This is a genomic window from Pseudomonas sp. FEN (genome assembly GCF_904067045.1).
Lineage (GTDB): Bacteria > Pseudomonadota > Gammaproteobacteria > Pseudomonadales > Pseudomonadaceae > Aquipseudomonas.
In genome coordinates this window covers 333,888-359,491 of sequence record NZ_CAJFDC010000007.1, presented here as the reverse complement: position 1 = coordinate 359,491, position 25,604 = coordinate 333,888, and the positions used below count along the sequence as shown (strand labels likewise).

Genomic DNA, 25,604 nt, shown 5'->3' with positions numbered 1-25,604 from the left:
GTCATGGGTATTGATCTTCCGCTGATCTGGGCCGTGATCATCATCTTCGGCATCATGATGTATGTGGTCATGGATGGTTTCGACCTGGGGATCGGCATTCTCTTCCCCTTCGTCAAGGGTGAACGCGACCGCGACGTGATGATGAACACCGTCGCGCCGGTCTGGGACGGTAACGAGACCTGGCTGGTACTCGGTGGCGCGGCCTTGTTCGGCGCGTTTCCGCTGGCCTATTCGGTGGTGCTGTCGGCGCTCTACCTGCCCCTGGTGTTGATGCTGGTCGGCCTGATTTTCCGTGGCGTGGCCTTCGAGTTCCGCTTCAAGGCCAAGGCGCATAAGCGCCATATCTGGGACAAGGCGTTTATCGGTGGCTCGCTGACCGCGACCTTCTTCCAGGGCGTGGCGCTGGGGGCTTTCATCGATGGCATTCCAGTGCTCAACCGCCAGTTCGCCGGGGGCTCGCTGGACTGGCTGAGCCCATTTACGCTGTTCTGCGGCGTGGCGCTGGTGGTGGCCTATGCCTTGCTTGGCTGCACCTGGCTGATCATGAAGACCGAGGGCAAGTTGCAGGCGCAGATGCATGACCTGGCGCGGCCCTTGGCCTATGTGGTGTTGGCGGTGATCGGGGTGGTCAGTATCTGGACGCCGCTGACCCACGCCGAGATCGCCGCGCGCTGGTTTACCCTGCCGAACCTGTTCTGGTTCCTGCCGGTGCCGATTCTGGTGCTGGTGACGTTGTACGGTTTGCTCCGGGCGGTGGCGCGCAATGCCCACTACACACCGTTCCTGCTGACCCTGGCGCTGATCTTCCTCGGCTACAGCGGCTTGGGCATCAGCTTGTGGCCGCATATCGTGCCGCCGTCGATCTCGATCTGGGACGCCGCCGCACCGCCGCAAAGCCAGGGCTTCATGCTGGTGGGCACCTTGTTCATCATCCCGTTCATCCTGGGCTACACCTTCTGGAGCTACTACGTGTTCCGCGGCAAGGTGACCCACGAGGATGGCTATCACTAGGACGTTGCGCCCGCTCCTAGCCGGAGCGGGCTGGCTGACGATGGCGTGCTTTGTAGCGCCATCGTGTTTGAACGACGAGGACTGGGCTCATGACAGGCAAACCTTCATTGCAGGACATCGAAGCGGCTGAGAAGAAACCGCTCTGGCAACGTATTGGCTGGCTGGTGATTATCTGGACGGGAAGCGTGCTGGCGCTGTTCGTGGTGGCCAGCCTGATGCGGCTGTTCATGAATGCCGCCGGGTTGACCACTCACTAGCTTGTGGGAGCGGAGCTTGCCCGCGAAGAGGCCCTCCAGGACGCCAAAAGCTCCGCTCCCACACAAGCTCCGCTCCCACATTTGGTACGGCGCCAGAGTTCGGTGGGTTGCGGTTATTTGCGCGCCTTGAGAATCGCGAACTTGGGCGTGGCCGCCACTTGTTCGACACCGCGGAACAACCGCGCCAGCTTGCTGTGATAACCCAGGTGGCGGTTGCCGACGATGTACAACGCACCGCCCACCACCAACGCTTCACGGGCCTGTTGGAACATCCGCCAGGCGAGAAAATCGCCGACCACCTGCTGCTGGTGAAAGGGTGGGTTGCACAACACCACATCCAGCGATTGCGCTGCCTGTCCGGCCAGGCCGTCACCCGCCCGGATCACCGCCTCGCGCTCGCCCAGCGCCGCCCGCCAGTTTTCCCGCGCCGACTGCACCGCCATGAACGATTCGTCCACCAGCGTGTAGTGGGCCTGGGGATTTTGCAGGGCGCTGGCGATGGCCAGTACGCCGTTGCCGCAGCCCAGGTCGGCGATCCGCGCGCTGCCCAGGTTACCCGGCAGATGCGGGAGGAACGCCCGGGTGCCGATGTCCAGGCCTTCGCGGCAGAACACATTGGCATGGTTGAGCAGCTCGATGGCCGGTGCGTCGAGCCTGTAGCGCGTCGGGTAAGGCGACACGGCCGGCTCCCGGACCTCGGGCGTGGCGATCAGCAGGCGAGCCTTTTTCAGCGCCAGGGATGCCTGCACCGGGCCGATATAACGCTCCAGTAGATCGCCGGCGGCCCTGGGCAGGTGCTTGATCATCGCTCCGGCGACCACTTGGGCACCCGGTGCCAGATGACCTTGCAGGCGAATCAGCTGTTCTTCCAGCAAGGCGAGGGTCTTCGGGACTCGGATCAATACCCGCTCGAACGGCCCGGTCCAGGCGTCACTGGCGGGGACGTGGGGCACCGCGTCGAAGGCCAGGTCGTTGCGCGCCAGGTTCTTTTCCAGGGCCAGGGCGGCGAGGAACGAGTCACCGCTGCTGGTCACCCGGACATGCCCGGCCAGGCTGCTGGCCAGGGCACCGAAGCTGTCGTTGAGCACCAGCACGCGGGTCTCGGCCAAGACGCCCTGCTGCGCAAGATGCGCGAGCAGGTACTCATCCGCGGCATCGAAGGCTTGCAGGGGCTCGTTCTGTTGTTCGGGTTGGCGGATCAGGTCGAGTCGGGCAAACGGGCTTTCTAGCAGGGGCATGGAGGGCTCGGGCGCGTCGATGTTGCCCCGTCCATGCAGGGACAGGACAAGCGGGAAAGGAGATCGCTGGATTTTACGTGGGTTTGCCGCAGATTGCCTGCTCTTCTGATGGCAGATCCCTCTGCCGTGTCGCTCCTTGCTCGTTCAGAAAAGCAATCCTGATTTTGCCGCGCACAAGACCGCGGAGGCTTTGTTGTTGACCCCGAACTTTCTCATGATGGTGCTCATGTGAAAGCCCACGGTACGCGTCGTCAGGTGAAGAATGTCGGCGATTTCGGAGGCGGTCTTGCCTTCCGCGGTCCATTTCATGATCTCGGTCTCGCGCGGCGACAGCGGGTAGCTGTTGTCCGACCGCTGGGTCGGCAGCAGCTTGTCTGCCAGCGCTGAATGCAGCCAGTTGCACAGCCAGAGGACTTGCCCGGCCTTGCTGTAGAACTCATCGGTGGTAATCGGAACCGAATTGCGCGCCAGGCTCAAGGTACTGACGATGCCGCGAACGTCATGGACGGACTGGGAACAACCCTGTCTCAGTCCATGCTCTTGCATGTCTCTCCATAGCATCGGAGTGGATTGAAAGACCTCCGCAGACCAGAGGATCGGGAACACCGAGCGATGACAATGGAAAACCAACGGGTCGATCGATAGGTAGTTGTTGCGCTGATAGCATCTGTTCCATGCGTTTGGGTAGTTGTTGAAGTGTGTGCTATTTGTTTGATGGCATCCCAGTAGTGTGGTTATTCTGAATGACGCGTAGGTGAAACCTATTTGCATGGCCAGATTGAAAACTGCGTTGAAGATTGCCTGTTCTTCTTTTTCACTCATGAGCTGATGCAGTTGATTATCCTGCCAGTTCTCCATTGAAGTGCCCTTCCGTGATTGCGTGTAACAGTCGAAGGTGACGGAGGTAGTGTAGGAAAAAACTGCATTGAGAGCCGATGTTTTTTGGAGGAATGGTGATATTTTTATTGTCTTTAAACATCCGCAGTTATCGCGCGGTGTGCTTTAATTTGGGGGCGTTTTGCTATTATTGCTGATGTTGCTCTCCTGGTGTCTGCTGAGGCGAGAGAAGTCTTTTCTGGTGCCACGAAAATATCCAGTTGTGAGTATGCTCTGAGTGCAGACTGTATATCCCTATATAAGTTGTTGTTTTCAGGGGTGTGTGTACGTACATTTTTTATATGTACAATTTTTTTGAATTCTTATACCACTACAAAGTACCGGTGTTTCTCTCGTCTCCTTTGCGCGACACTGTGGTTCACTACCTCACGGAGAGCACCATGACTGCCAGCGCCGAGAAGTTCACCCGCCAGGCCCTGCTCGATGTCCAGCCCTTGACGCCCAGTCTGTTCACCTTGCGTGCCAGCCGTGATGCCGGGTTTCGTTTTCGTGCCGGCCAGTTCGCCCGTCTTGGGGTGAGTAAAGCCGATGGCGGTATTGTGTGGCGCGCCTATTCGATGGTGTCCTCACCCCATGACGAGTTCCTCGAGTTCTTTTCCATCGTAGTGCCTGACGGCGAATTCACCAGCGAGTTGAGTCGTCTGCGCAAGGGCGATGGGTTGCTGGTCGATCGGCAGGCGTTCGGCTACCTGACCCTGGACCGTTTCGTCGGTGGGCGTGACCTCTGGTTGCTGGCTACTGGCACCGGTGTGGCGCCGTTCCTGTCGATCCTGCAGGATTTCGAGGCGTGGGAGCGCTTTGAGCGGATCATTCTGATCTACAGTGCCCGGCACGCCTGTGAGTTGGCCTATCGGGAGCTGATCGCCGGCCTGGGCGAGCGGGATTACCTGGTCGAGCACGCCCATAAGTTGCACTTCATTGCGACGCTCACCCGCGAGCAGGGCCCGGGTATGTTGAACGGGCGCATTACCCACTTGATCGCGAACGGCGAGCTGGAGCGCTTGGCGGGCGTGACGCTGACACCCGAGCATTCGCGGGTGATGATTTGCGGCAATCCGCAGATGATCGATGACACCCGCGCGCTGCTCAAGCAGCGGGGGCTGCAGCTCAGCCTGAGTCGTCGTCCCGGGCAGGTGGCGGTGGAGAATTACTGGTAGAGGCAACACTGGGCGCGGTTGTGCAAACGCGCGGAAACTTTGACAGGCGGGTTTGTGAATGCCTGGAAACCTGCAGGGGCCAGCTTGCTGGCGATGGCAGTCCAGACACCGCGTGGCACCAGGCTTGCCGCGTTATCGTTAACGTCCATCGCCAGCAAGCTGGCTCCTACAAGGGCTCGCGTTTGTTCGCTCAGGGCTTGTTCGACTGCGCCTTGAGCAGGTCGCGGATCTCGCCGAGCAGTTCCTCTTCCTTGCTGGGCACCGGCGGCAGGCTAGGGGCGGCCGCTTCTTCGCGCTTGAGCCGGTTGATGGCCTTGACCCCCATGAAAATGGCAAAGGCCACGATCAGGAAGTCGATGCAGCTCTGAATGAATTTGCCATAGGCCAGGACCACGGCAGGCACATTGCCGTCGGCGGCTTTCAAGGTAATGGCCAGGGCACTGAAGTCGACCCCGCCGATGAGCAGCCCGATCGGTGGCATCACCACATCGCCGACAAACGACGAGACGATCTTGCCGAAGGCGGCACCGATGATGATACCAACGGCCATGTCGACCACATTGCCCTTGACCGCGAAGGCCTTGAACTCACTGAGCACGCTCATAGGTTATTCCTTGTTACAGATGAGTGGAGTGAGCGCAGTGTAATGGAGCCGCGAGCATCTTGCTGTACGCGCGGGGTCGGCTGCGCTTGTGGTAATCGACCGGTCGCCCGCCGAAAAGTTTGCAAAGTGCCAGCAATCGCGCGGAATACGCGCCTTGGCGGAGGATGGCTCGTCTATTTTCTCAATCGACCTCTTCAGTCTTTTCTATTTAGAGAACCGGGCTTGAGTCACTAGCCTCTGGTGAGCGCAGCGGAATGCGCTCTACAAAGACCAGAGGAGTAAGACATGAACATCATTCCAAGCCTTGGGATCGTTTCTTCGAGGCGTGTGCTGTGCGTCTTGAGCGCGAGCCTGTTATCGCTGTCCGTCCAGGCCGCCACGCTGACCCGCGACAATGGCGCGGCTGTTGGCGATAACCAGAACTCACAGACCGCCGGTAGCAGCGGGCCGGTGTTACTGCAGGACGTGCAACTGATCCAGAAACTCCAGCGTTTCGACCGCGAGCGCATTCCGGAGCGCGTCGTGCATGCGCGTGGTACCGGTGCCCACGGCACCTTTACCGTCACCAATGACCTGAGCGACCTGAGCAAGGCCAAGGTGTTTGCCGCCGGCAGCGCCACGCCGGTGTTCGTGCGTTTCTCGGCGGTGGTCCACGGTAACCACTCGCCCGAGACCTTGCGCGATCCGCGCGGGTTTGCCACCAAGTTCTACACCAGCGATGGCAACTGGGACCTGGTGGGCAACAACTTCCCGACCTTCTTCATTCGCGATGCCATCAAGTTCCCGGACATGGTGCATGCCTTCAAGCCCGATCCGCGAACCAATCTCGATGACGACTCCCGGCGTTTCGACTTCTTCTCCCATGTGCCCGAAGCCACCCGGACCCTGACCGAGCTGTACTCGGACTCCGGCACGCCGGCCAGTTACCGGGAGATGGATGGCAATGGCGTACATGCCTACAAATTGATCAATGCCAAGGGCGAGGTGCACTACGTCAAGTTCCACTGGAAGAGCCTGCAGGGGATCCGCAACCTCGATCCCAAGGCGGTCGTCGAGGTCCAGGGCAAGGATTACAGCCACATGACTCACGACCTGGTGACGCATATCAACAAGGGCGACTTTCCGAAGTGGGACCTCTATGTCCAGGTCCTGACGCCGCAGGAGCTCGGCAAGTTCGACTTCGATCCACTGGACGCCACCAAGATCTGGCCGGGCGTGCCTGAGCGCAAGGTCGGGCAGATGGTCCTGGATCGCAATCCGGCCAATGTCTTCCAGGAAACCGAGCAGGTGGCCATGGCGCCGGCCAACCTGGTGCCGGGTATCGAACCGTCCGAGGACCGCCTGTTGCAAGGTCGGGTGTTCTCCTATGCCGATACCCAGATGTATCGCCTGGGGCCGAACGCCCTGCAATTGCCGATCAATGCGCCGAAAGTTGCGGTCAACAATGGCAACCAGGATGGGGCGATGAACAGCGCGCACACCAGCACCGGGGTGAACTACCAGCCCAGCCGCTTGTTGCCTCGCGAAGAACCGCAGGCGGCCCGCTACAGCCAGTTGGCCCTGGCCGGCAGTACCCAGCAGGCGAAGATCCAGCGCGAGCAGAACTTCAAGCAGGCCGGTGACCTGTACCGCTCCTACAGCCAGAAGGAAAAACAGGACCTGATCGAGAACTTCGGCGGCTCCCTGGCGGACACCGACGACGAGAGCAAGCACATCATGCTGTCGTTCCTCTACAAGGCGGATCCGGAGTACGGCGCGGGCGTGACCAAGGTGGCCAAGGGCGACTTGGCGCGGGTCAAGGCGTTGGCGGCGAAGCTGGCGGACTAGTTAGCCCTGATAGTTGTTGTGTCAGTGCCGGCCCTTTCGCGGGCAAGCTCCGCTCCCACGGGTTCTGTGTCGAACACACTACCCGGGCTCGACTCAAATCCTGTGGGAGTGTCAGTGCCGGCCCTTTCGCGGCAAGCTCCGCTCTCACAGGTTCTGTGTCGAACACACTACCGGGCTCGACTCAAATCCTGTGGGAGCGGAGCTTGCCCGCGAAGAGACCCTTGAACTTACCAGACACCTATCGCCTTCCCACCGCAACGGAGTCTCTCCATGCGCACTTTTGCCTTGCTGTTCTTATTCGCCTGCACGTTCGCGGCCTCAGCTCAGGACTCACCGGCCCCCACTGATCCCGCCGCGCTTCAAGCGCAACTCAAGGATTACTATTTCGATGCCGCCCGCCGTGGCGATGTCGCAATGCTCAACACCTTCATCGACGCCGGCTACCGCCTCGATACCCAGGATGCCCAGGGTTACACCGCGCTGATCCTGGCCGCCTATCACGGCCAGGGGCCGGCGGTCGAACGCCTGCTGGCCGCCGGCGCGAATGCCTGTGTCCAGGACAAACGCGGCAACACGGCGTTGATGGGCGCGATCTTCAAGGGCGAAGTGAGCATCGCCCGGCGCCTGCTCGCCAGCGACTGCAACCCGGATCAACGCAACGCCGCCGGCCAGACGGCGGCCATGTATGCCGGGCTGTTCAAGCGCCTCGGCCTGCTCGACGAGTTGGCCGCCAAGGGCGCCAACCTCAACGCCGAAGATCCGCTGGGCAACAGCGCGGCGCGTCTGGCGGACGGTGAAATCCGCACACCGCTACCGCGCTGATCGGCGCCAGCTGAGCTATCATCGCGGTTTTGCGTGGGAGTTCAGATGGCCAAGGCCAAGCGCATGTACGGTTGCACCGAGTGCGGCGCGACCTTTCCCAAGTGGGCCGGCCAATGCGGCGAATGCGGGGCCTGGAACACCCTGACCGAAACCCTGGTGGAAAGCGGTGGCGCCGCGGCGCCCAGCGGGCGCACCGGCTGGGCCGGACAACAGGCACAGATCAAGACCCTGGCCGAGGTCAGCGTCGAGGAAATCCCGCGCTTTTCCACGGCGTCCGGGGAACTCGACCGGGTGCTCGGCGGCGGCCTGGTGGACGGCTCGGTGGTGCTGATCGGTGGCGACCCGGGCATCGGCAAGTCGACCATTCTCCTGCAGACCCTGTGCAATATCGCCGCGCGCATGCCGGCGCTGTATGTCACCGGCGAAGAGTCGCAGCAGCAGGTCGCCATGCGCGCCCGGCGCCTAGGCCTGCCACAGGACCAACTGCGGGTGATGACCGAGACCTGCATCGAAACCATCATTGCCACCGCCCGGGTGGAAAAGCCCAAGGTCATGGTGATCGACTCGATCCAGACCATTTTCACCGAGCAACTGCAATCGGCGCCGGGTGGCGTGTCCCAGGTGCGCGAGAGCGCGGCATTGCTGGTGCGTTATGCGAAGCAGAGCGGCACGGCGATTTTCCTGGTCGGTCATGTGACCAAGGAAGGCGCCCTGGCCGGGCCACGGGTGCTCGAACATATGGTCGACACCGTGCTGTATTTCGAAGGCGAGTCCGATGGTCGCTTGCGCCTGTTGCGCGCGGTGAAGAACCGTTTCGGTGCGATCAATGAACTGGGCGTGTTCGGCATGACCGACCGCGGCCTGAAGGAAGTCTCCAATCCCTCGGCGATTTTCCTCACCCGGGCCCAGGAGGAAGTGCCGGGCAGCGTGGTCATGGCTACTTGGGAAGGCACCCGGCCGATGCTGGTGGAAGTGCAGGCCCTGGTGGACGACAGTCACCTGGCCAACCCGCGCCGGGTCACCCTCGGCCTCGACCCGAATCGTCTGGCGATGTTGCTGGCGGTCCTGCACCGTCATGGCGGGATTCCAACCCATGACCAGGATGTGTTCCTCAACGTCGTGGGTGGGGTGAAAGTCCTGGAAACCGCCTCGGACCTGGCGTTGCTGGCGGCGATCATGTCCAGCCTGCGCAACCGGCCCTTGCCTCACGACCTGCTGGTGTTCGGCGAAGTCGGCCTGTCCGGCGAAGTGCGACCGGTGCCCAGCGGCCAGGAGCGTCTTAAAGAGGCGGCCAAGCATGGTTTCAAACGGGCCATCGTGCCCAAGGGCAATGCGCCGAAAGAAGCGCCGCCAGGGTTGGTGATCATCGCGGTGACGCGACTGGAGCAGGCGCTGGATGCATTGTTCGAGCAGTGAGCATTTCACCTATCCATCGATTTGAATGAAGGTAGTCAAGGCATGAAAGTAATCGGCTCTGTGGTGCTGGGGTTGGGGATGGCTGCTTGGTGCGGGATGGCGCTGGCGGTGGCGCAGGTGCCCGCCGGTTACCGCGTGGCTCAGCAACTGCCGATCGATGGCGGTCAGGTATTGGAGATCCTCGAAGATGTGCGGATTACCCCTGACCTGCATGGCGCCCTGTGGGGGAATGGTGCGGATCCGGAAAACTTCGAGGACGAGGTGCTCGCCGCGGATGTCGAGCGCACGCCGTTCGTCGAGGCCCAGGTGCGCTTGCTGGCGACGGACGGTGAGGCGCTGGAGAAGCAGAACCTTGGCTATCCGCTGGCAACCGTGGAGAAAGCGCCGCTGGTGGGCATGCCGGCCCCGGCGTTTTTCCTGACCATCGACGAGACCGCGCCCATGGGCAGCTACAGTGGACCGGCCACACAGGTGCTGATGCCACTGGCGGGCAAGCTCAATACCACGCTCTATCGGACGCCGGAGGGCAAGAGCGAAGCCCTGTTCCTGGCTCAGACCGGCAAGGCGGCCTGGCAGGTTGGCGAGCCTTCGGCCGATGGTGTGGCGCAGATCCAGCAGGTTTCATCGTCGCCGGAGGGTGAGGACGAAGAGTTTGTCACCACCTACCGGACCTATCGCTTCCAGGACGGCGCCTGGCAGTTGTCATCGCGGCAGGAGCCCGGGTACTGGGACACCGAGAGCGATTTTCCCCTGCGCTCGGCGTTTCCCTGAGCCGGCAGGCGCGGGCGTCAAAGGTGGTTAGTGGGAGCGGTGCTTGCCCGCGAAGGGGACCGCGAGACGGCTAAAAGCTTCGCCGGCAAGCACCGCTCCCACAAAAGCATGCGTTCAGGCGGCAGGGGTCCTGGGGGCGGTCTGGTCTACAGCTCGATCAGCGCGCCCAGCTCGCGTTCAAGCTCGGCCTCGTCGGCAAGATTCAGCTCGATCAGGCGGCGCAGATGCTGGATCGACTCCAGGCCGATGTGCAGGCACTTGAAGCCCAGGTGGTCTTTTTCCCGGTGCACCAGTTCGGCATCCATTTCGACATGGGCGTTGGCCGCCAGGCTGATGTCGATGCGGAAAATGCCTTCGTTACTGTCATCCCAGCCAGCGGGACGCGCAAGCAGCAGGCCCTTGAGTGAAAGGTCGATCAGATGCGCCGACCAGACGGTGGAGCCCTGGCTGAGGGTGGTGTCGGCGTCAAAGTCAATGCGTTTGAATTTGCGGCGATTGGAATTCGGGTCGCTCATGACGTGGCTCCTTGGCGGATTCCCTGACTGACTATAGTCGCCACAGCCAGCCAGGGCGAACTTCCTGCGGGTCGATAGCCGGATACCACAGGGTTTCCGATGCCCAGGGTTATCTTCGAGCGTCACCGCCAGCCATCGAGCGTCGCCCGGTTGCTCATTGATGAACGGGCAATAAAAGCCGCGCTGGAGCAATGTCGGCTATGGCCTTTGGCCCTGTTGGCGCTAAACTCTGGATGGCTGTCTTTCTTGTCCTCTCTGGCTGGAATATGAAAATGAAAAATAATAATAGCCCGCTACGCCACCTACCCTGGCTGTTGCTGGCAGTCGTTGGAGCGTGCGCCCTGGGCGTAGTGGCCTTGCGCCGAGGCGAGGCGATCAACGCCTTGTGGATCGTGGTCGCCGCCGTCGCGATCTATCTGGTTGCCTATCGTTACTACAGCCTGTTCATCGCCAATAGTGTCATGCAGCTCGATGCCAATCGGGCCACGCCGGCGGTGCTCAACAACGATGGTCTGGACTATGTGCCAACCAACAAACACATTCTTTTCGGTCACCACTTCGCGGCCATTGCCGGCGCGGGGCCGCTGGTCGGCCCGGTACTGGCGGCGCAGATGGGCTATTTGCCCGGGACGTTGTGGCTGATTGCTGGCGTGGTGCTGGCCGGCGCGGTGCAGGACTTCATCGTCCTGTTCCTGTCCACCCGGCGCAACGGTCGCTCCCTGGGTGACATGGTCCGTGAGGAAATGGGCCGCATTCCCGGGACCATCGCCCTGTTCGGCTGCTTCCTGATCATGATCATCATCCTCGCGGTGCTGGCGCTGATCGTGGTCAAGGCCCTGGCCGAGAGCCCATGGGGCATTTTCACGGTAATGGCGACCATCCCGATCGCGATGTTCATGGGCATCTACATGCGCTACATCCGCCCGGGCCGCATCGGTGAAATCTCCGTGGTCGGCGTGCTGCTGTTGCTCGGCTCGATCTGGCTGGGCGGGCAGATCGCGGCGGATCCGGTCTGGGCCAAGGTCTTCAGCTTCACCGGCGTGCAGATCACCTGGATGCTGATCGGTTACGGTTTTGTCGCCGCGGTATTGCCAGTGTGGCTGATCCTGGCGCCACGCGACTACCTGTCGACCTTCCTCAAGATCGGTACCATTATCGCCTTGGCGATCGGCATCCTGATCACCATGCCGGTGCTGAAAATGCCGGCGCTGACCCAGTTCGTCGACGGTACCGGTCCGGTCTGGAAGGGCGCGCTGTTCCCGTTCCTGTTCATCACCATCGCCTGTGGCGCGGTATCCGGCTTCCATGCGCTGATCGCGTCCGGAACCACGCCCAAACTGTTGGATAACGAAACCAACGCCCGCTATATCGGTTATGGCGGCATGCTGATGGAGTCGTTCGTGGCCATCATGGCCATGGTCGCCGCCTCGGTGATCGAGCCAGGCGTGTACTTCGCCATGAACAGCCCGGCGGCGGCAGTCGGCGCCGATGTGGTGACGGTGGCGCAGACCGTCTCCAGCTGGGGCTTCGCGATCACCCCGGACGCGCTCCTGGCGGTGGCCAAGGACATCGGCGAAACCACCGTGCTGGCCCGTGCCGGTGGTGCGCCGACCCTGGCGGTCGGTATCGCGCAGATCCTCCACCATGTGCTGCCCGGTGAAAACACCATGGCGTTCTGGTACCACTTCGCGATCCTGTTCGAAGCGCTGTTTATCCTGACGGCGGTGGATGCCGGTACCCGTGCCGGACGTTTCATGTTGCAGGACCTGCTCGGCTCCTTTGTCCCGGCACTCAAGCGTACCGAATCCTGGACCGCCAACCTGATCGCCACCGGCGGTTGCGTGGCCATGTGGGGCTACCTGCTGTACCAGGGCGTGATTGATCCACTGGGCGGCATCAACACCTTGTGGCCGCTGTTCGGTATCTCCAACCAGATGCTCGCCGGCATCGCGCTGATGCTCGGCACCGTGGTGCTGATCAAGATGAAACGCCAGCGCTACATCTGGGTCACTCTGCTGCCGGCCGCCTGGTTGCTGATCTGTACCACCACCGCCGGTTTCATCAAGCTGTTCGACGCCAACCCGGCCATCGGCTTCCTTGCCCTGGCGAAGAAATACAGCGTAGCGTTGGAGGCAGGGCAGGTGATCGCCCCGGCCAAGGACATCGACCAGATGCAGCACGTGATCTTCAACGCCTATACCAACGCGACCCTGACGGCGCTGTTCCTGTTCGTGGTCTTCAGTGTGCTGTTCTATGCCCTCAAGGTCGGTGTCTCGGCCTGGGGCAACAAGGAACGCACCGACAAGGAAACCCCGTTCCAGGCCATACCTGAAGCGTAAGAGAGGAATGCGAACATGTTCAACGATCTGAGTCGCCTCGGTAAATACCTCGGTCAGGCCGCGCGCCTGATGGTCGGCATGCCCGACTACGACAACTACGTCGAGCATATGCAGAACAAGCACCCGGACAAGCCGGTCATGACGTACGAGGCGTTCTTCCGCGAGCGCCAGGAGGCCCGTTATGGCGGCAAGGGCGGACCGAAGTGCTGTTGATCCAGGTCGCGCCCGATTGAGGGTGTCCTGTGTCATTCACGGCTGAACACCGTTGTGGGAGCCCGGCTTGCCGGGCTCCCACAGTTTTTTAGCGTAGGGGAGATCTTTGTTTGTCAGTGCCTATTCCTGTTACCGTCCTGAGTGGCTTTCTCGGTGCCGGCAAGACCACACTGTTGCGCCATCTGCTCAAGGCCGAGCACGGCCTGAAAATCGCCGTGATCGAGAACGAATTCAGCGATGCCGGAATCGACACCCAACTGCTGGGGGCCGAACCGGTGCAGGTGATGACACTGTCCAACGGCTGCGTCTGCTGCACCATTCACACCGACCTGAGCAAGGCCCTGTACCTGTTGCTGGAACGCCTTGACAGTGGCGAAATCGCCTTCGACCGGCTGGTGATCGAATGCACCGGCCTGGCCGACCCGGCCCCGGTGGCACAAACCTTTTTCATCGATGAGGAGTTGCGCGAGCGTTATCTGCTCGACGGCATCATCACCCTGGTGGATGCCGCCCATGCCGAGCATCATCTGACCCAGGCCATCGCCCAGGCCCAGATCGGCTTTGCCGACCGGTTGCTGGTAAGCAAGCGCGACCTGGTGGATGAGGCGACATTCATTGCCTTGAGCGAGCGGTTGAGCCGAATCAACCGTCGAGCCCCGATCCGCATCGTCGAGCACGGCACTATCGATCTGGCCGAACTGCTCGATGTGCGCGGTTTCAACCTCAACGCAGACCTGGGGGGCGGCTTGAGCTTGCGTCCGGTCGGCAAGGGGGCGTCCATCGACCGCATTTCCAGCCTGGTGCTGCGCACCGCCGAGCCGCTGGATATCGACAAGCTCAGTGCGTTCATGAACGCGCTGCTGGAAGAGCACGGCAAACAATTGTTGCGCTACAAGGGCGTGTTGAATATCGCCGGGGAGCCGCGCCGCTTGGTGTTCCAGGGCGTGCTCAAGCTCTATGGTTTCGACTGGGACAGCGAGTGGGAGGAGGGCGCGACACGGGAGAGCGTGATCGTGTTCATCGCCGATGACCTGCCGGAAGAGAAGATTCGCGCAGGGTTTGCGAAGGTGGCTGCCGCCTGATGCGAGCCTTGTGGTGAGTGGACTTGTCCTGATGCGGTTCAGTTAAGTTCGCTTGAATCGGAGTGCGATCGTGTGGCGAGCGGGCTTGCCCGCGTTCGGCTGCGAAGCAGTCGTAAAATCGGCCACCTCGTTCTACCACACCGCGATCACCGGTTTAGGGCCGCGTCGCGCCCCAGCGCGGGCAAGCCCGCTCGCCACAGATCTCGGCCAGACTTGAGGCGGCATTTAACTGGGGCGGCTGGCTCCCGGCTGAGATTCTGGCAGACTCAGGACCACGGCAAGACGGCAAGCCGATCCAGATACTCCGTCAGCCACTCGACGCCCAGCTTTGCATTGCCGTTCTCCACGGCATTGACCATGGCCTCGCGCACTCGCCAATCCTCGACTCGCGCCGAATGTTGCGCCAGGGCCAATCCGGTCAACGGCACCAGCCCGCCGAGAAAGTGCGCCAGGGGCACGTTGCCGGCCAGCCTGGCCAACTCCAGATGAAACTCGCCGCCCAGTCGGGTCGCCGTGCTCTGTCGGCCAGCTTCGGCATGCTGGCGTTCTCGGGCAACCAGCGCGCGAAGCGGCTCGAAAGCGGGTCCGCCAGCCCTGGCGCAAACCAACTCGATAATGCTGGTCTCCGCCAATCGCCGCGCTTGCAGGGTCTGGCGGATCTGTTCGGCGTCGGGTTCGGCGACCCGGGCTCGTTGGTTGGGGCGGGCAAGAATGACCTGTTGCCGCGCCAGGCGGGTCATCACGCGTCGCACCTGGTTACGGCCGGCGCCATAAGCGCGCATCAGCACCTCCTCACTCAAACCCTCGGCAAACTGGCGCTCGAGGATGTCCTCGAACACCTGGGCGTAGAGTGTCTCGGTGCTGACAACCAGGCGCGGTGAGGGTACTACGGCACGCCGGGCGGTGAAGGGCAGGGGTGTCGCAACGCTGTTCATATCCGGTCTCCCCGTGACGGGTGGGTTATTGCTCGGTACTGCCCAGATGGTCGTCCGGGATCGTCAGTTCGATACCCATGCGCAGACCTTCCTGGAGGATGTGCCGGCGCATTTCGGCGCTGGCCAATGCGCTGTTCTTGTTGCGGATGGCGCGCACCACGGCTTCGTTTTCCTGCAGGCGTTCGGCCAGGTGTTCCGGTGAGTTGCGCAGAACTTCGGCGCTCTGCTTGAGGGCGTTGCTGGTCTGTTGCACCACATTCTGGAAAATCGGGTTGGAGGTCAGGGCGAACAGCTCTTCATGGAAGGCGATATAGGCGTTCATCCCGGCTTCGCTATCGTTGGCCTCCAGGGCTTCACGCATGTCCATCAGGGTCAGGCGCAACTGGCCGACCTCCTTGCTGCTGATGGACTGCGCCACCAGCCCGACGATAAACGGCTCCAGGGTGTAGCGCAGTTGCAGCACATCCTCGAGGCTGGCGTCGGCCACGCCGCCGTGGGCGGTCGCGGTTTCGCCGGGGGCGGTGTCGAGCACCACCACCCCTTTGCCCGGCAGCGAGCGAACCAGACCGAGGGTTTCCAGGACGCTCACGGCTTCACGCAGGCTCGGGCGGCTGATACCCAGTTGCTCGGCCAGTTCACGCTGGCCTGGCAGCATCTCGCCGCAGCGCCACTGGCCCCGGGCGAGGGCAACCTTAAGTTTTTTCACCACTGAATTGACGACGGTTGACGAGGTAATCACGGCTAACTCCCTGAGAAAACGGTCAGGCCATCACCCGAGGCCGGCGATTGCTTTGCGAGCCTCGGGGCGCGGCCCATCAGAACTCCTGCTGATGATTCGGCGGTGCCAGCGGCTTTCTCGGCGCAAATGCATAACCTTGCTCGCCATCGAGGACCTTGTGGGCACGCTGGAGATCGATGTCCTTTTCCCAGCGGGCGATGGCCACGGTCGCCACGCAGTTGCCGATCAGGTTGGTCATGGCCCGGCCGATGCCCATGAACCAGTCGACCGCGAGCACCAACACCAGTCCGACCACCGGGATTGCCGGGATAGCCGTCAGCGTGGCGGCGAGGATCACCAGGGCCGAACCGGGAATGCCGTGGGCGCCCTTGGAGGTGATCAGCGACACCAGCAGGATGGTCAGCAGGTCGGTCAACGCCAGCGGTGTACCGGTGGCGTTGGCGATGAATACGATGGCCAGGGTCAGGTAGATCGAAAAACCATCGAGGTTGAACGAGTACCCCGTGGGGATCACCAGGCCGACCGTCGAACTGCCTATTCCCAGGTGTTCGAGCTTGCGCATCACTTGGGGCAGGACGGCATCCGAGGAGGCCGTGCCCAGCACGATCAGCAGGTCTTCGCGCAGGTATTTGAGGAGCGGCAGGATCCGCAGGCCGGACAGGCGCATCACCAGGCCGAGGATCAGCAGCACGAAACTCAGGCAGGTCACGTAGAACAGGGCCACCAGGCTGCCCAGTTGCCGCAGCGAGTCCAGGCCGTAAGTGCTGGTGGTGAAGGCGATGGCGCCGAATACGCCGAGCGGCGCCAGGCGCACGATCATGCCCATGATGCGGAAGATCACGTGGCTGAGTTCATTGATCAGCCGGGAGATGCCCGACGCGGACTCGCCCACCAGGTTCAGGGCGCTGCCGAACAACACCGAAAACAGCAGGACCTGGAGAATATTGTTGTCGGCAAAGGCGCCGATTACCGAGTTGGGAATCAGCTCCATCAGGAACTGCGTGGTCCCGCGCAAATGCTGGCCGCGTTCGGCGAGGTCACCCATGGGCACCTTGGACAGCTGTTCCAGATGAATATTGGCGCCGCTGCCGATGCCGGTGGAGAAGGCCAGGATCAGTCCGATCAACAAGGCGATGGTGGTCAGGACTTCGAAGTAGATCACCGATTTCAGGCCGATCCGTCCGACTTTCTTCAGGTCGCCGGCGCCAGAGATGCCACTGACCACCACACAGAAGACGATCAGTCCGATCAGCATCTTGATCAGCTTGATAAAGCCGTCGCCGAGGGGTTTGAGTTGGACGGAAAATTCGGGAAGGGTGAGTCCGCAGATGATGCCGAGCATCAGTCCAAGGACAACCTGGAGGAAAATCGAACGCGAGCACCATCTGAGCATGAGGAGGATCCTGGTCGGCGTTCCGTGATCCGGGCGAGGGGCCGCGGCGTTGGAACTTAATTGTTGTGGTCTTACCGGTATGTCCAGTGCTGGGTCAGTCTACGCCCGGTTTTTCTGAAGTCGCAAGAATTTTTCGGAAAATTGGTTAGACCGGTCTGACCAGTAATGCTGGTCCCTGTAGAAGCATGGCTTGCCAGCGAAAGGGCCCGTAAGACCGCTGAAAGCTTCGCGCCGGCGCGGCGACCAGACAAACCATGCTCCTACAGGGGCCGCGTTCGGCCCTAACGGAACGGCATCGGGACCACCGCAACAGCACAACCCTTTGCTGCCCGTTGGGGACGATCGGCGGCGACTTTCCTCCAGACGAAAAAAAGCCCGGTCATGTCTGACCGGGCTCTTGGGGTGCGGCGTGGAACGGGCTGATTAAGCGCCGTAAACCGGCAGCTTGGCGCAGATAGCCTTGACCTTCGCGCGAACGGCGTCGATCACGGCTTCGTTGTTCAGGTCAGCCAGGATGTCGCAGATCCAGCCGGCCAGTTCGCGGCATTCGGTTTCCTTGAAGCCACGGGTAGTGACAGCCGGAGTACCGAAACGCAGACCGGAGGTGACGAACGGCGAGCGTGGATCGTTCGGCACCGAGTTCTTGTTCACGGTGATGAAAGCCTTGCCCAACGCGGCGTCGGCGTCTTTACCGGAGATGTCCTGCTTGATCAGCGACAGCAGGAACAGGTGGTTCTTGGTCCCGCCGGAAACCACGTCGAAACCGCGCTCGATAAACACTTCGGCCATGGCCTGGGCGTTCTTCACCACTTGTTGCTGGTAGACCTTGAACTCAGGCTGCAGCGCTTCCTTGAAGCAGATCGCCTTGGCTGCGATCACGTGCTCCAGCGGGCCGCCCTGGGCGCCCGGGAACACCGCGGAGTTCAGCTTCTTCTCGATCTCGGCGTTGGCGCGAGCGAGGATCAGGCCACCACGTGGACCGCGCAGGGTCTTGTGGGTGGTGGTGGTGACCACGTCGGCGAATGGCACCGGGTTCGGGTAGACACCAGCGGCAACCAGGCCGGCAACGTGAGCCATATCGACAAAGAGATAGGCACCGACCTTGTCGGCGATGGCGCGGAAACGTGGGAAGTCGAGGATCTGCGAGTAGGCGGAGAAACCGGCGACAATCATTTTCGGCTTGTGCTCGAGCGCCAGGCGCTCGACTTCGTCGTAGTCGATCAGGCCGTTGGCGTCGATGCCGTACTGTACGGCGTTGTACAGCTTGCCGGAGGAGGAGACGCTGGCACCGTGGGTCAGGTGACCGCCGTGGGCCAGGCTCATGCCGAGGATGGTATCGCCGCCTTGCAGCAGGGCCAGGTAGACCGCCGAGTTGGCTTGGGAGCCGGCGTGCGGCTGGACGTTGGCGTAATCGGCGCCGAACAGCTGCTTGGCGCGGTCGATGGCCAGCTGTTCAACCACGTCGACGTATTCGCAGCCGCCGTAGTAACGCTTGCCCGGATAACCTTCGGCGTACTTGTTGGTCAGGACCGAGCCCTGAGCTTCCATCACCGCGGGGCTGGTGTAGTTTTCCGAGGCGATCAGCTCGATGTGCTCTTCCTGGCGCTGAGCTTCTTGCTCCATGGCGGCAAAGAGATCGGCGTCGTACTTGGCAATAGTCAAATCACGGCTGAACATGGCGGTCCTCAAGGATCGGGGGGCAGAAAAGAAGGCATTCTAACCCAATGGGTTTTATCTGGCATATGAAAGGGCGTCATGTCGCGGATAAGCGGCATTCACTCGAACATGAACAGCGCATCGTTGCTGAACTGCGCTTCAAAGCGATTGGGCGCCATCGGCCGGCCGAACAGGTAGCCCTGCACTTCGTCGCAACCGTGCTCGCGCAGGAAATCGAGTTGCTCGTGGGTTTCCACGCCTTCGGCGATCACCGCCAGGTTCAGGCTGTGGGCCATGGCGATAATCGCCCGGGCGATCTGCGCGTCCTGTTCGCCCGACGGCAGGCCGTCGACGAAGGTACGGTCGATCTTCAGCACGTCGATAGGGAACTGCTTGAGGTAGTTGAGCGACGAGTAGCCGGTGCCGAAATCGTCGACGGCGATGCTCAGGCCCAGGTTCTTGAGGCCGGCGAGAATCAGCATGGCCTCGCTGACTTCACGCATCAGGATACTTTCGGTCAGTTCCAGCTCCAGACACGCCGGCGGTACCCCGGTTTCCCTGAGAATGGTGGCGATCCGCGTGCCCAACTGGCCGTCGGAGAACTGCCGCGCCGAGATGTTCACCGAAACCTTGGGCACTCGCACCTTGGCCAGGTGCCAGGCCTTGAGTTGGCGGCAGGCTTCGGTCAGCACCCAGTCGCCGACATCCACCACCAGCCCGAGCTCTTCCAGCACCGGGATGAAATCCCCCGGTGGCACCAGGCCGCGACGTGGATGCCGCCAGCGCAGCAGCGCTTCGGCGCCGGTCAGGCGCTTGCCGTCGCCGCTGAACTGCGGCTGGTAATAGAGCACGAATTCGTTCTGCTCCAGAGCGTGGCGCAGATCGCTCTCCAGCTCCAGGCGCTCCAGGGCGCTGGCGTTCATGTCGGCCTGGTAGAACTGGAAGTTGTTCTTGCCACGCTCCTTGGCGTGGTACATCGCGGTGTCGGCGTTTTTCATCAGTTGGCTGAGTTCGCTGCCATCCTGCGGGCTCAGGGCGATGCCGATACTGGCGGTGACGAAGAACTCGCGGCCTTCGAGCACGAACGGGGTCACCAGGCTGGAGAGAATCTGCTCGGCCACGTGAATGGCCCGGTTCAAGGCCATTTCCCGGGTGGCCCGCGGTTGCAGCAAGAGGGTGAACTCATCGCCGCCCATGCGCGCCACGGTGTCGTCGTCGGCCACGCAGGCCAGCAGGCGGGTGGCCATTTCCTTGAGCATGCGGTCGCCGGCGGCGTGGCCGAGGGAGTCGTTGATCGGTTTGAAACGGTCCAGGTCGAGGAACATCAGCACCACCCAGGATTTCTGCCGCTCGGCCTGTTGCAGCGCGGTGTGCAGGCGGTCCTGGAACAGGGTACGGTTGGGCAGGTGGGTCAGGGCGTCATAGTAGGCCAGGCGGTGAATGCGCTGTTCACTGGCCTTGCGCTCGCTGATGTCGGTGAAGAAGCACACGTAGCTGGCCAGGTCGCCCTCGTCGTCGAGCACCGCGGTGATGCCGACCCAGGCCGGGTAGTGCTCGCCGTTACGGCGCTTGAGCCAGACTTCACCCTCCCAGGTATTGTGTTGCTCCAGTTGCTTGAGCACATAGCGCAGATGGGCTTCTTGCTGGTCGTCGACGGTGAGCAGGCTCGGCAACTGGTCCAGCACATCGGCCACCGCGTAGCCGCTGACCCGGCTGAAGGCCTCGTTGGCCTGGACGATGTAGCCGGCCGGGTCGGTGATCAGGATCGCCGATGTCGAGTGTTCGAAGACCGTGGCTGCCATGCGTAGGTCTTTTTCCGCGCGGCGCTGCTGGCTGATGTCGCGGCCAACACCGAGGATGCCCTCGAAGGCACCGTGCTCGTCCCAGACCAACACCAGGCGCAACTCGATGGGAATCTTGCGCCCGTCGGCCTTCAGGCAATCGAACAGGAACAGCTGGGTCTGTACCTGTTCGCGCAGCCGGGCCAGTTCCTCGGGCTTGTCCAGCGCCCGGCTGACCCGTTCCATCAACAGGTAGATGCCATTGAGTTGCTGCGGGTTGGCAATGGTCGACTGCCAGCCATGCTGGAACACCCAGTCGACTTCATAGCCGAGCACGGCCAGGACCGACGGGCTGACGTAGTTCAGGTTCAATTGGCTGTCGGTGGAGAAAATCACGTCGCTGATGCTTTCGGCAAGCATCCGGTAGCGTTTCTCGCTGTCGCGCAGGGACTCGCTGGCCTCGATCTGGTCGGTGACGTCCTTGGCCACGCCGATGATACGCGTGACCTGGTCGTACTTGTCCCGGGCCAGGGCCTGCTCGCGGACCTCGAAGTGCCGCCAGTGCTCGTCGCGATGACGGAAGCGCAACTGGCACTGGAGCAGTTGGCTGTAACTGGCATGGCGCTGCTGCTGGCGCAGGCGGTGATAGTGCTCGGCGTCCTCGGGGTGCAGCAGGATCTCCCAGAAGTACTCACCCATCTGGTGCAGTTCGGTCTTGTTGTAGCCCAGGGTCTGGCCCAGGTGGTGGTTGCTGAAGATCATCCGCTGGCTGATCACATCCTGCACATACAGGTGATCCGGCACGGTGCGCACCACGTCCGACCAGAAGCCCTCGCGCTCCAGCAACGACAGTTCGATCAGCTTGCGGCTGGTGATATCGGTGATGCTGAGGATTACCGCCTGATAGTCGCTGGGGTTTTCCGGCAGTCGTAGCACCAGCCACAGGTGCTGATCCTGGCCGTGGGCATCGGTCAGCTTGATCTCCAGCTCCAGTTGGCTCTGGTGGTTGAGCAGCGCTTCGACCAGCGGGTAACCAATACCGGCGGCATTGCTTGAGGAACCTTCGATCAGGTTGCCCCAGGCGCTTTCGCGGCAGTCGACATTGAGCAGGCGCAGGGCCACCAGGTTGATCTCGGTGATCCGCAACTCCTGCAACAACAGCCGACGGTGTTCGGGGTCATGGGCGATCCACTGCTTGAGCGATTCGTTGTCCAGCAGTTGATGCTGTTCGAGGAAGCCCGGCAGCCCGGACAGATCGAGAACGCACAGCGCAACGCCGGTGCCCTCGAAAATATCCTGATAGCGCCGGCGCCCTTCAGTGACCTGGCGCTGGCGCCGCCGCATGTTGAGCAACGCCAGCACCGGCAGCAGCGATAATCCCAGTCCCAGCAGGCACTTGCCGATCAGGGCCGGGAGCAGGTCCTCGACCACCTTGCGCGGGTCGAACAGGCCGCGCAGTTGCCAGTCGCTGTTGGACAGCGGCACGACCAGCACGCTGCTGGCTTCCTCGTCCGCGTTCAGCAGCGCCGGCGTGGGGGTGATGTCATCGTCCCGGCTGATCACCCGATGGTTATTGCGATTTTCGATCAGCCAGGCCGCGCTGGCCTCCTGATTGCCCGGGCGGGTCAGGTCCTGGAGCAGTCGCGGCGACAGGCGCATGACCCAGTAGCCATCACTCTCGCCGCTGGCCTGCTGCAACAGCAGATGAATGATCGGGCCGTTATCGTCATTGGTGAAGTAGTAGGTCTGTTTACGGTTGCTGTGCTTGACCTGCTCGCTGAGGAAGGCGGCATCATGGCTGTCACCGGCGCTGTCGCCGAGCAGGACGCCCTTGTTGTCGAACAGGGCGATGCTTTGCAGGTCCGGCATCGACACGCGTACCCGGTCGAGCAGGGTCAGCAGCTCTTCGTGGTTGCTGGGTTTTTCGAAGATCGGTAGCAGATTGAGGGCGATCTGCGCATGGAGCGCCATGTTCTGGCTGATGTGCTCCGCCAGTTCAGCGCTGGCGTCGATGCTGTTCTGACGCTGCCACTGGCGGGTTTGCTGGAATTGATCGATCAGTTGCCAAAACAGCAAGGCGAGCAGGAACAGCACCAGCGTGGCCAGTATGCCTTTGAGTGTCCCGCGCAGGGGAGGGGACGATGCAGGGCTGGCTGCGCGCGCGGGCGATGGCGGATTGGCGTTGGTCAAACTGTGATCCTGCGGTTGGGCTGGATTGGCGCGACATGCACTATAAGCCGGACGCCCGAAGGGCGGCTAGCATGCCTTGAGTTGTGGCAAAGTGCCAGTCCCGTTCGACCGAGCGGTTTGCCCTGTCTGCCGCATTCAGGTAGTTTTACCGGTTACGCGCCAGCAATTCACGCTCCCTTCAAGGGTATCGACCGGTGCGGCCATGGTTTGACCTCTTGGCTGTCACACGGGGCCTGTTCACTTGCGGGTACCGCTCGCGCCTTTATTCATCCGTCACTGACGCTAGGTTCTCCATGGCTCAATACGTCTTTACCATGCATCGGCTGAGCAAAGTTGTTCCGCCGAAGCGGGAAATCCTGAAAAATATCTCCCTGTCGTTTTTCCCGGGCGCCAAGATCGGCGTGCTCGGTTTGAACGGTTCGGGTAAATCCACCCTGCTGAAAATCATGGCGGGAGTCGATACCGAGTTCGACGGTGAGGCCCGGCCGATGCCCGAGCTGAATGTTGGCTACCTGCCCCAGGAGCCGCAGCTCGACCCGAACAAGACCGTGCGTGAAGTGGTCGAGGAAGCGGTCAGCGTGATCAAGGATGCCCAGGCCCGCCTGGATGAGGTCTACGCGGCCTACGCCGACCCGGACGCCGATTTCGACAAGCTGGCCGCCGAACAGGCCAAGCTCGAGGCAATCCTGCAGGCCAGCGACGGGCACAACCTGGAGCGCCAGCTGGAGGTCGCCGCCGATGCGCTGCGCCTGCCGGCCTGGGATGCCAAGGTCGAGCACCTGTCCGGTGGTGAAAAGCGCCGCGTGGCCCTGTGCCGCCTGTTGCTCTCGGCCCCGGACATGCTGTTGCTCGACGAACCGACCAACCACCTGGACGCCGATTCCGTCGCCTGGCTGGAGCATTTCCTGCACGACTTCCCGGGCACCGTGGTGGCGATTACCCACGACCGTTACTTCCTGGACAACGTCGCCGGCTGGATTCTCGAACTCGACCGCGGTGCTGGCATCCCGTACGAAGGCAACTACTCGGGCTGGCTGGAAGCCAAGTCCGAGCGTCTGGCGGCCGAATCCAAGCAGCAGTCGGCCCATGAAAAGGCCATGAAGGAAGAACTGGAGTGGGTGCGCAAAGGCGCCAAGGCCCGCCAGTCCAAGTCCAAGGCCCGTCTGCAACGCTTCGAAGAAATGCAATCGCAGGAATTCCAGAAGCGCAGCGAGACCAACGAGATCTACATCCCGGCTGGTCCGCGCCTGGGCGACAAGGTCATCGAATTCAAGAACGTCAGCAAGGGTTACGGCGATCGGGTGTTGATCGACAATCTGTCGTTCAGCATGCCCAAGGGCGCGATTGTCGGCGTGATCGGGGGTAACGGTGCCGGTAAGTCGACTCTGTTCCGCATGCTGATGGGCAAGGAAACCCCGGACTCGGGCAGCATCGAGGTCGGTGAAACCGTACAGTTGGCTTGCGTGGATCAGAGCCGTGAGGATCTGGACGGCAGCAAGACGGTATTCCAGCAGATTTCCGACGGTTCCGATCAGATCCGTATCGGCAACTACGAGATTCCGTCGCGCACTTACGTCGGTCGCTTCAACTTCAAGGGCGGCGATCAGCAGAAGTTCGTCAAGGACCTCTCCGGTGGTGAGCGCGGTCGCTTGCACCTGGCGTTGACCTTGAAGGAGGGTGGCAACGTCCTGCTGCTCGACGAACCGTCCAACGACCTCGACGTGGAAACCCTGCGCTCCCTGGAAGAAGCCCTGCTGGACTTCCCGGGCGCGGCGATTGTGATCTCCCACGATCGCTGGTTCCTCGACCGGGTGGCCACGCACATCCTGGCCTACGAAGACGATTCGCAGGCGGTGTTCTTCGAAGGCAACTACACCGAGTACGAAGCCGACCGCAAGAAGCGCCTCGGCGATGCCGCGGCCCAGCCGCACCGTGTACGACACAAGAAACTGGCCTGATCGGGTTGGTGGTTGAAAAGCGGAGCCCTTCGGGGCTCACGCCTGTCGGTTAAGAGCGCTCTTGAGTCTGACCGATATTTGTGGCGAGCGGGCTTGCCCGCGCTGGGCTGCAAAGCAGCCCTGAAACCTGCGACTGCGTTCTGCCTGACACAATGAAGTCGCTGACTTGAGGGGCGCTTCGCGCCCCGGCGCGGGCAAGCCCGCTCGCCACAAACCCGCGCCGCGCCTCAAATGGCCTTAACTGAATGGCATTATGCCCTTCGGGGCTCCATTTTTTATTGGGGACCGCTAAGCCGGTTCGATCCGCACGATTTCGATCAACTGATCCCCCGCCGGTCGCTTCCACAGCACTTCATCGCCCAGGCGCGCACCCAGCAGCGCCCGACCCAGGGGCGAGCCCCAATTGATCAAGCCGCGCGGGGCATCCGCCTCGTCCTCGCCGACCAACTGCACCTGTTGTTCTTCATCCTGCTCGTTGGCGAAGGTCACGCGACTGCCGATCTGTACCACCTCGGTGGAGGTCGCCGGCGTGGCGAGCTGGGCGCTGGACAGGCGTTGATTGAAGTAACGCAGGTCGCGTTCGATATCGGCCTGGCGCTGTTTGTCGGCGGCTTCACCCAAGGCGCTTTGCTCGCTGTATTCGGCTTGCAGCGCCGCGACACGGGCATGCAGTTGCGCCAGGCCCTGTGGGGTGACGTAATTGGGTTGTGTACTGACCTGGCGTTCCACCGGCTGCTCGGCCTGGGCGGCGGCGTTGTCCTCGTTGACGAAGGCGCGGCTCATGGCAATCTCCCGTTCTTGGG

Annotated in this window: 21 protein-coding genes; 11 read left to right on the top strand and 10 right to left on the bottom strand. The window is 62.0% G+C overall.

Going from position 1 to position 25,604, the window contains the following annotated elements:
* Positions 1-3 precede the first annotated feature (3 nt).
* Together cydB and PFEN_RS07495 are read left to right on the top strand one after the other, a co-directional pair.
* Entirely contained in the window at positions 4-1,011 is a 1,008-nt protein-coding gene (gene cydB / locus PFEN_RS07500) for a cytochrome d ubiquinol oxidase subunit II (RefSeq protein ID WP_191486266.1), read from the top strand.
* Positions 1,012-1,100: 89 nt separating this feature from the next.
* The gene (locus PFEN_RS07495; protein ID WP_191486265.1) at positions 1,101-1,268 is read left to right on the top strand and encodes a DUF2474 domain-containing protein; all 168 of its coding nucleotides are present in this window, start codon (positions 1,101-1,103) and stop codon (positions 1,266-1,268) included.
* 113 nt (positions 1,269-1,381) lie between these two features.
* Here the strand turns inward: PFEN_RS07495 and PFEN_RS07490 are convergent, their stop codons facing one another.
* Positions 1,382-2,506: a methyltransferase gene (locus PFEN_RS07490; protein WP_191486264.1), complete on the bottom strand. Its 1,125-nt coding sequence runs from the start codon at positions 2,504-2,506 to the stop codon at positions 1,382-1,384.
* A 144-nt stretch (positions 2,507-2,650) separates the two neighbouring features.
* Positions 2,651-3,364: a helix-turn-helix transcriptional regulator gene (locus PFEN_RS07485; RefSeq protein WP_191486263.1), complete on the bottom strand. Its 714-nt coding sequence runs from the start codon at positions 3,362-3,364 to the stop codon at positions 2,651-2,653.
* Between the two features lie 419 nt (positions 3,365-3,783).
* Here PFEN_RS07485 and PFEN_RS07480 point away from each other — a divergent pair, with 419 nt between their 5' ends.
* Entirely contained in the window at positions 3,784-4,560 is a 777-nt protein-coding gene (locus PFEN_RS07480) for a ferredoxin--NADP reductase (RefSeq protein ID WP_191486262.1), read from the top strand.
* Positions 4,561-4,750: 190 nt separating this feature from the next.
* Here PFEN_RS07480 and mscL read toward each other — a convergent pair whose 3' ends face one another.
* Entirely contained in the window at positions 4,751-5,164 is a 414-nt protein-coding gene (gene mscL, locus PFEN_RS07475; protein WP_191486261.1) for a large-conductance mechanosensitive channel protein MscL, read from the bottom strand.
* 285 nt (positions 5,165-5,449) lie between these two features.
* On the opposite strand from mscL, the gene katB reads away from it, so the two are divergent.
* From katB to PFEN_RS07455, 4 genes are all read left to right on the top strand, one after another.
* Positions 5,450-6,991 (top strand): catalase KatB, encoded by a 1,542-nt coding sequence (gene katB / locus PFEN_RS07470; protein WP_191486260.1) that lies wholly within the window; start codon positions 5,450-5,452, stop codon positions 6,989-6,991.
* 270 nt (positions 6,992-7,261) lie between these two features.
* Positions 7,262-7,813 carry an ankyrin repeat domain-containing protein gene (locus PFEN_RS07465; RefSeq protein ID WP_191486259.1) on the top strand — a complete coding sequence of 184 codons (552 nt, stop codon included), beginning with the start codon at positions 7,262-7,264 and terminating at the stop codon, positions 7,811-7,813.
* 45 nt (positions 7,814-7,858) lie between these two features.
* A complete protein-coding gene (gene radA / locus PFEN_RS07460; protein ID WP_191486258.1) occupies positions 7,859-9,229 on the top strand; it encodes a DNA repair protein RadA in 1,371 nt (456 codons plus the stop codon).
* Positions 9,230-9,271: 42 nt separating this feature from the next.
* Entirely contained in the window at positions 9,272-10,000 is a 729-nt protein-coding gene (locus PFEN_RS07455) for a hypothetical protein (RefSeq protein WP_191486257.1), read from the top strand.
* Positions 10,001-10,146: 146 nt separating this feature from the next.
* Here PFEN_RS07455 and PFEN_RS07450 read toward each other — a convergent pair whose 3' ends face one another.
* Positions 10,147-10,515 carry a PilZ domain-containing protein gene (locus PFEN_RS07450; protein WP_191486256.1) on the bottom strand — a complete coding sequence of 123 codons (369 nt, stop codon included), beginning with the start codon at positions 10,513-10,515 and terminating at the stop codon, positions 10,147-10,149.
* Positions 10,516-10,787: 272 nt separating this feature from the next.
* Here PFEN_RS07450 and PFEN_RS07445 point away from each other — a divergent pair, with 272 nt between their 5' ends.
* The 3 genes from PFEN_RS07445 (at position 10,788) to yjiA (ending at position 14,149) form a co-directional block, all read left to right on the top strand.
* Positions 10,788-12,854 carry a carbon starvation CstA family protein gene (locus tag PFEN_RS07445; protein WP_191486255.1) on the top strand — a complete coding sequence of 689 codons (2,067 nt, stop codon included), beginning with the start codon at positions 10,788-10,790 and terminating at the stop codon, positions 12,852-12,854.
* Between the two features lie 15 nt (positions 12,855-12,869).
* A complete protein-coding gene (locus tag PFEN_RS07440) occupies positions 12,870-13,067 on the top strand; it encodes a YbdD/YjiX family protein (protein WP_191486254.1) in 198 nt (65 codons plus the stop codon).
* 110 nt (positions 13,068-13,177) lie between these two features.
* Positions 13,178-14,149, top strand: coding sequence for a GTPase (yjiA, locus tag PFEN_RS07435; protein WP_191486253.1), 972 nt, complete (start codon positions 13,178-13,180; stop codon positions 14,147-14,149).
* Positions 14,150-14,415: 266 nt separating this feature from the next.
* Here yjiA and PFEN_RS07430 read toward each other — a convergent pair whose 3' ends face one another.
* The 5 genes from PFEN_RS07430 to PFEN_RS07410 all read right to left on the bottom strand — a co-directional run bounded on the left by PFEN_RS07430 (position 14,416) and on the right by PFEN_RS07410 (position 22,843).
* Entirely contained in the window at positions 14,416-15,084 is a 669-nt protein-coding gene (locus PFEN_RS07430; RefSeq protein ID WP_191486252.1) for a GntR family transcriptional regulator, read from the bottom strand.
* A 25-nt stretch (positions 15,085-15,109) separates the two neighbouring features.
* Positions 15,110-15,823 carry a FadR/GntR family transcriptional regulator gene (locus PFEN_RS07425; protein ID WP_191486251.1) on the bottom strand — a complete coding sequence of 238 codons (714 nt, stop codon included), beginning with the start codon at positions 15,821-15,823 and terminating at the stop codon, positions 15,110-15,112.
* A gap of 76 nt (positions 15,824-15,899) precedes the next feature.
* Positions 15,900-17,216: a C4-dicarboxylate transporter DctA gene (locus tag PFEN_RS07420; protein ID WP_191486250.1), complete on the bottom strand. Its 1,317-nt coding sequence runs from the start codon at positions 17,214-17,216 to the stop codon at positions 15,900-15,902.
* A 423-nt stretch (positions 17,217-17,639) separates the two neighbouring features.
* Positions 17,640-18,893 (bottom strand): serine hydroxymethyltransferase, encoded by a 1,254-nt coding sequence (gene glyA / locus PFEN_RS07415; protein WP_191486249.1) that lies wholly within the window; start codon positions 18,891-18,893, stop codon positions 17,640-17,642.
* Positions 18,894-18,991: 98 nt separating this feature from the next.
* Positions 18,992-22,843 (bottom strand): bifunctional diguanylate cyclase/phosphodiesterase, encoded by a 3,852-nt coding sequence (locus PFEN_RS07410; RefSeq protein WP_191486248.1) that lies wholly within the window; start codon positions 22,841-22,843, stop codon positions 18,992-18,994.
* A gap of 293 nt (positions 22,844-23,136) precedes the next feature.
* Here PFEN_RS07410 and ettA point away from each other — a divergent pair, with 293 nt between their 5' ends.
* A complete protein-coding gene (gene ettA / locus PFEN_RS07405; protein WP_191486247.1) occupies positions 23,137-24,801 on the top strand; it encodes an energy-dependent translational throttle protein EttA in 1,665 nt (554 codons plus the stop codon).
* A 288-nt stretch (positions 24,802-25,089) separates the two neighbouring features.
* Here the strand turns inward: ettA and PFEN_RS07400 are convergent, their stop codons facing one another.
* Positions 25,090-25,584: a GreA/GreB family elongation factor gene (locus PFEN_RS07400; RefSeq protein ID WP_191486246.1), complete on the bottom strand. Its 495-nt coding sequence runs from the start codon at positions 25,582-25,584 to the stop codon at positions 25,090-25,092.
* Positions 25,585-25,604 lie beyond the last annotated feature (20 nt).

Bases quoted from the DNA above. Each gene is read 5' to 3' on its own strand.
- radA (WP_191486258.1), top strand. From the start codon at position 7,859: ATGGCCAAGGCCAAGCGCATGTACGGTTGCACCGAGTGCGGCGCGACC.
- PFEN_RS07400 (WP_191486246.1), bottom strand. From the start codon at position 25,584: ATGAGCCGCGCCTTCGTCAACGAGGACAACGCCGCCGCCCAGGCCGAG.
- PFEN_RS07445 (WP_191486255.1), top strand. From the start codon at position 10,788: ATGAAAAATAATAATAGCCCGCTACGCCACCTACCCTGGCTGTTGCTG.
- PFEN_RS07450 (WP_191486256.1), bottom strand. From the start codon at position 10,515: ATGAGCGACCCGAATTCCAATCGCCGCAAATTCAAACGCATTGACTTT.
- PFEN_RS07430 (WP_191486252.1), bottom strand. From the start codon at position 15,084: ATGAACAGCGTTGCGACACCCCTGCCCTTCACCGCCCGGCGTGCCGTA.
- PFEN_RS07455 (WP_191486257.1), top strand. From the start codon at position 9,272: ATGAAAGTAATCGGCTCTGTGGTGCTGGGGTTGGGGATGGCTGCTTGG.
- PFEN_RS07490 (WP_191486264.1), bottom strand. From the start codon at position 2,506: ATGCCCCTGCTAGAAAGCCCGTTTGCCCGACTCGACCTGATCCGCCAA.
- glyA (WP_191486249.1), bottom strand. From the start codon at position 18,893: ATGTTCAGCCGTGATTTGACTATTGCCAAGTACGACGCCGATCTCTTT.
- PFEN_RS07480 (WP_191486262.1), top strand. From the start codon at position 3,784: ATGACTGCCAGCGCCGAGAAGTTCACCCGCCAGGCCCTGCTCGATGTC.
- PFEN_RS07440 (WP_191486254.1), top strand. From the start codon at position 12,870: ATGTTCAACGATCTGAGTCGCCTCGGTAAATACCTCGGTCAGGCCGCG.
- cydB (WP_191486266.1), top strand. From the start codon at position 4: ATGGGTATTGATCTTCCGCTGATCTGGGCCGTGATCATCATCTTCGGC.
- mscL (WP_191486261.1), bottom strand. From the start codon at position 5,164: ATGAGCGTGCTCAGTGAGTTCAAGGCCTTCGCGGTCAAGGGCAATGTG.
- PFEN_RS07495 (WP_191486265.1), top strand. From the start codon at position 1,101: ATGACAGGCAAACCTTCATTGCAGGACATCGAAGCGGCTGAGAAGAAA.
- katB (WP_191486260.1), top strand. From the start codon at position 5,450: ATGAACATCATTCCAAGCCTTGGGATCGTTTCTTCGAGGCGTGTGCTG.
- PFEN_RS07485 (WP_191486263.1), bottom strand. From the start codon at position 3,364: ATGGAGAACTGGCAGGATAATCAACTGCATCAGCTCATGAGTGAAAAA.
- PFEN_RS07420 (WP_191486250.1), bottom strand. From the start codon at position 17,216: ATGCTCAGATGGTGCTCGCGTTCGATTTTCCTCCAGGTTGTCCTTGGA.
- ettA (WP_191486247.1), top strand. From the start codon at position 23,137: ATGGCTCAATACGTCTTTACCATGCATCGGCTGAGCAAAGTTGTTCCG.
- PFEN_RS07465 (WP_191486259.1), top strand. From the start codon at position 7,262: ATGCGCACTTTTGCCTTGCTGTTCTTATTCGCCTGCACGTTCGCGGCC.